The sequence below is a fragment of the Stenotrophomonas sp. STEN021 genome (assembly GCF_056760175.1).
Genome location: NZ_JBRREH010000150.1, coordinates 1 through 4,108 on the forward strand (window position 1 = coordinate 1; position 4,108 = coordinate 4,108).

The following is a 4,108-nucleotide window of genomic DNA, read 5'->3' on the forward strand; positions in this document are numbered from 1 at the left end:
TTTTGTTTTTTTTTTTTTTTCGGCGTGGCTAAAGCGTCTAAGCCAGAAATCCAAACAGGGTCAGCAACCACGACCCACCCATTGGTCCACTGCTCTCAGCTTCGCGGCTTACGCCGCTCCTACAAACCACAGCACAGCAACTGGAGAACCCCATGCAACCCGACTTCTGGCTGCAACGTTGGCAGAACGGTCAAATCGGCTTCCATCGCAACGAGGTGATGCCGCTGCTGCAGAAACACTGGCCGGAGCTGCAGCTCCAGCAAGGCAGCCGCGTGCTGGTGCCGCTGTGCGGCAAGACCCTGGACATGCACTGGTTGGCCGCGCAAGGGCACCGCGTGCTCGGCGTCGAGTTATCACCGATGGCGATCGAGCAGTTCTTTGCCGAAGCAGACATCATCCCGCAGCGCCACGGCAGCCAGTACGGCGAGCACTACAGCGCCGGGCCGATTGAGATCATCTGTGGCGATGCGTTTGCACTGGATGCGGAGCTGCTGGGGGATATCGCCGGCGTCTACGACCGCGCAGCACTGATCGCCTTGCCGCCGCATCTGCGCCAGCACTACCGCGACACCTTGTATGGGCAGCTGCCGATCAACTGCCAAGGCGTGCTGATCACCCTGGAGTACCCACAGGACGAGAAGCAAGGCCCACCGTTCTCAGTGGGTGAAGCCGAAGTTCAACGCTTGTTCGCCAGCCCATGGCAGGCCGGACTGCTGGAACGCCGCGACATCCTCGACCAGCAGCCGGACTTCCGTGCCGACGGCGTGAGCGCACTCTCCACCGCCGTCTACAGACTGCAACGCCTGTAATGCCCGCAACGCCGACCCATGGCCGGCAGGGACGTTGCCGATAGATTCAAATGCCGACCATGGGTCGGCACTACAACATCAATGCGCGGCGGTGCCCTTGGCGTCCATCTTGCTCAGCTGGTACAGCTCCAGGCCAATGCGCTTGATCAGACCCAGCTGCTTCTCCAGCCACCAGGCATGGTCTTCCTCGGTGTCACGCAGCTGCAGCAGCAGGATGTCGCGGCTGACGTAGTCACCCTGTGCTTCGCACAGCTTCACACCGGCAGCCAGGTTGGCACGCACCTGGTATTCGACCTGCAGATCCTTCTCCAGCATCTCCATCACGGTCACCCCCGGCTCGAAGGCGTGCGGACGCATGTCGGGGTTGCCGCCGAGGAACAGGATGCGACGCAGCAGTGCATCGGCGTGCTCGGTCTCTTCTTCCATCTCGTGGCCAATACGCTCGTACAGCGCCAGCAGGCCCTGATCCTCATAACGACGGGAATGGATGAAGTACTGGTCACGCGCTGCCAGTTCGCCGCGCAGCAGTTCCTTCAGGCACTCAATGACTTCGGGTTTGCCCTGCATGGGGGTGCTCCTGATGATTCGATGGTGCATAGGGTGCCCCATCTGAAAACCCAATGATCTAATCGGAATCACTTTCAGTTGCGATTCCCTCTCTTTCGGCTTCACAAGCTGTCTACAATCGCGGCAGAACCGCTACCGGGGGTAGGCCTGTGCTGCGTTGGCTGCTGCGTTCGCTTTGGGTTGGTCTGGGGTTGCTGCTGATACTGCTGCTGGTCATCTGGGGACTGCTGCGCGGCAGCCTGCCACAGCTGGACGGTGAACTGGCACTGCCCGGGCTCTCCGCCCCGGTCAGCATCCAGCGCGACGCCCTGGGGGTACTCACCGTCGAGGCAGCCAACGAGGCCGATATGGCCCGCGCACTGGGCTATGTACACGCGCAGGAACGCTTCTTCGAGATGGACCTGATGCGCCGGTCAGCGGCCGGCGAGCTGTCCGAGCTGTTCGGCACCAAGGCCTTGCCGCTGGACAAGCGCATGCGCGTGTACCGGCTGCGTGCCCATACCCAGCAAAACCTGGGTGCGGCCTTGGGAGACAAGCGGGGCGTCGTCGAAGCCTACCGCGATGGCGTCAATGCAGGGCTTGCCGCCCTGCCGGTACGACCCTGGCCTTATCTGCTGCTGCGCCAGCAACCGCGACCATGGGAACTGGAGGACTCGGTACTGACCGGGCTGGCGATGTACGCCGACCTGCAGGACCCGGCCAATACCCGTGAACTGGCGATGGCGCGCATCCGCAGCGTGGTGCCACCGGCGCTGTATGCGCTGCTGGCGCATGACGGCAGCAGCTGGGATGCACCCTTGTTCGGCGCGCCCCGTGGCGATGCGGTGTTACCGGATGCGGCAACGCTGGACCTGCGCAGTGCCGGCACTACAGCTGCCCTCACTCCACCTCTTGCTTCGCAAGCGGTCCCCCTCTCTCCCGCTGCGCGGGAGAGAGACGTAGGTGGGTCGCCTGCGGCGACCGATTCTTTTCCGGGCAGCAACAACTTCGCAGTAGCCGGCGCCCTTACCGCCGACGGCCGCGCCATCATCGCCGACGACATGCATCTGGGCCTGCGTGCGCCCAACATCTGGTTCCGTGCACGCCTGCGCTATGCCGACCCGACTGCTCCCGAGGGCAAGGTCGATGTCGCAGGCTTCACCCTGCCCGGCCTGCCTGCGGTCATCGTCGGCAGCAATACGCGGGTGGCCTGGGCCTTCACCAACAGCTATATCGACACCGCCGACTACACCACCCTGCCTGCCAACACGCCACTGCGCAGTTATAACGAGGCGATTGCTGTTGCCGGTGCCAGCCCGGAACTGCTGCTGGTGCGCGAAACCGATTGGGGCCCGATCCTGCATGACGAACCCGACGGGCGGCTGCTCGCCCTGCGCTGGGTAGGCCAGCAAGCCGGTGCGGTGCGCCTGGATTTCGTCGACATGGCCAAGGCCGCCGACCTGGATTCCGCGTTTGCAGTGGCCGATCGCTCGGGCGTTCCCGCACAGAACCTGCTGGTTGCCGACCGCAGCGGACGTATCGCATGGCGCCTGATCGGTGCAAGGCCGGCGCGTGATCCAGTCTGCCATGCCGATGCGGACTCACCACGCATCTGCCCGCCTTGGCCTATCCGCACCGACCAGGCACCGTCGCTGATCGATCCTCCCGATCACCGCCTGTGGACGGCCAACGGCCGCGTGCTCGATGGCACCGCCCTGGCTGAAGCAGGCGATGGCGGTTATGACTTCGGCGCGCGCGCAAAGCAGATCCGCGATGGCCTGTTCGCCCATGAAAGCTTCGAGGAAAGTGACCTATTGGCGATCCAGCTCGACGACCGCGCAGTACTGATGGAGCGCTGGTGGAAGCTGCTGCGGCAGACAATCGAGCACAGCGATGATCCGGCGCTGAAACGACTGGAGGCCGCCAGCCGCAAATGGCAAGGACGCGCCGCCACCGATTCGGTCAGCTACCGGATGGCGCGCGGATTCCGCGGCATCCTGATGGACAACATGGAAGGCGCCTTGCTGGCACCGGCCAAAGAACAACTTGGCGAACGCTACATCGCACCCAAACTGGCCCAGTTCGAAGGCGTGTTGTGGCCCTTGCTCAGCGAACGACCACCGCACCTGCTGCCGCCACCATACGCAAGCTGGGATGCGTTGCTGGCCGACAGTGCCCGCCAATTGGAAAAGGACCTCGCCGGACAAGGGCCCGATCTGGCGCAGCGCAGCTGGGGCGAACGCAACACCGCCGCAATCTGCCATCCGGTCTCGGCAGCCCTGCCCGCTGTGTTCAAACGCTGGCTGTGCATGCCGGCCCAAGCCTTGGCCGGTGACAACAACATGCCACGCGTGGTTGGAGCGAAGTTCGGTGCGTCAGAGCGCATGGTGGTATCGCCCGGCCATGAGGCCGACGGCATCGTGCACATGCCCGGCGGCCAGAGCGGCCATCCGTTGTCGCCGTTCTGGGGTGCAGGCCATGACGACTGGGTGGAAGGCAGGCCAACCCCGTTCCTGCCGGGGCAGCCCACGCACAGTTTGAGCTTGAGCCCTCGCTGAGCAAGCAGCACGTTTCGGTACGCAGAGACAGGGAACCCGGGTAAGCGCAGTGCACCCGGGCGTTCCAGATTCGCGCCAGGCGCCCGGGGCACTGCGCTTGTCCCGGCCGACACCTGACTGTGGGAGCGGCGTAAGCCGCGAAGCAGGAACACCATCAGATTGCACACGCATCAAGGATTCCAGCAGAACCAGCTT

The 4,108-nt window shown here is 64.0% G+C and carries 3 protein-coding genes; 2 read left to right on the forward strand and 1 reads right to left on the reverse strand.

What is annotated here, in order from left to right:
- Nucleotides 1–152: 152 nt before the first annotated feature.
- Nucleotides 153–809, forward strand: coding sequence for a thiopurine S-methyltransferase (locus ACVOL0_RS20115; protein ID WP_481550588.1), 657 nt, complete (start codon nucleotides 153–155; stop codon nucleotides 807–809).
- Between the two features lie 78 nt (nucleotides 810–887).
- On the opposite strand, the gene ACVOL0_RS20120 is transcribed toward ACVOL0_RS20115, so the two are convergent.
- Complete coding sequence (locus ACVOL0_RS20120) at nucleotides 888–1,376, reverse strand: bacterioferritin (RefSeq protein WP_481512724.1); 489 nt, start codon at nucleotides 1,374–1,376, stop codon at nucleotides 888–890.
- Nucleotides 1,377–1,528: 152 nt separating this feature from the next.
- Here ACVOL0_RS20120 and ACVOL0_RS20125 point away from each other — a divergent pair, with 152 nt between their 5' ends.
- Nucleotides 1,529–3,913 carry a penicillin acylase family protein gene (locus ACVOL0_RS20125; RefSeq protein WP_481550589.1) on the forward strand — a complete coding sequence of 795 codons (2,385 nt, stop codon included), beginning with the start codon at nucleotides 1,529–1,531 and terminating at the stop codon, nucleotides 3,911–3,913.
- Nucleotides 3,914–4,108 lie beyond the last annotated feature (195 nt).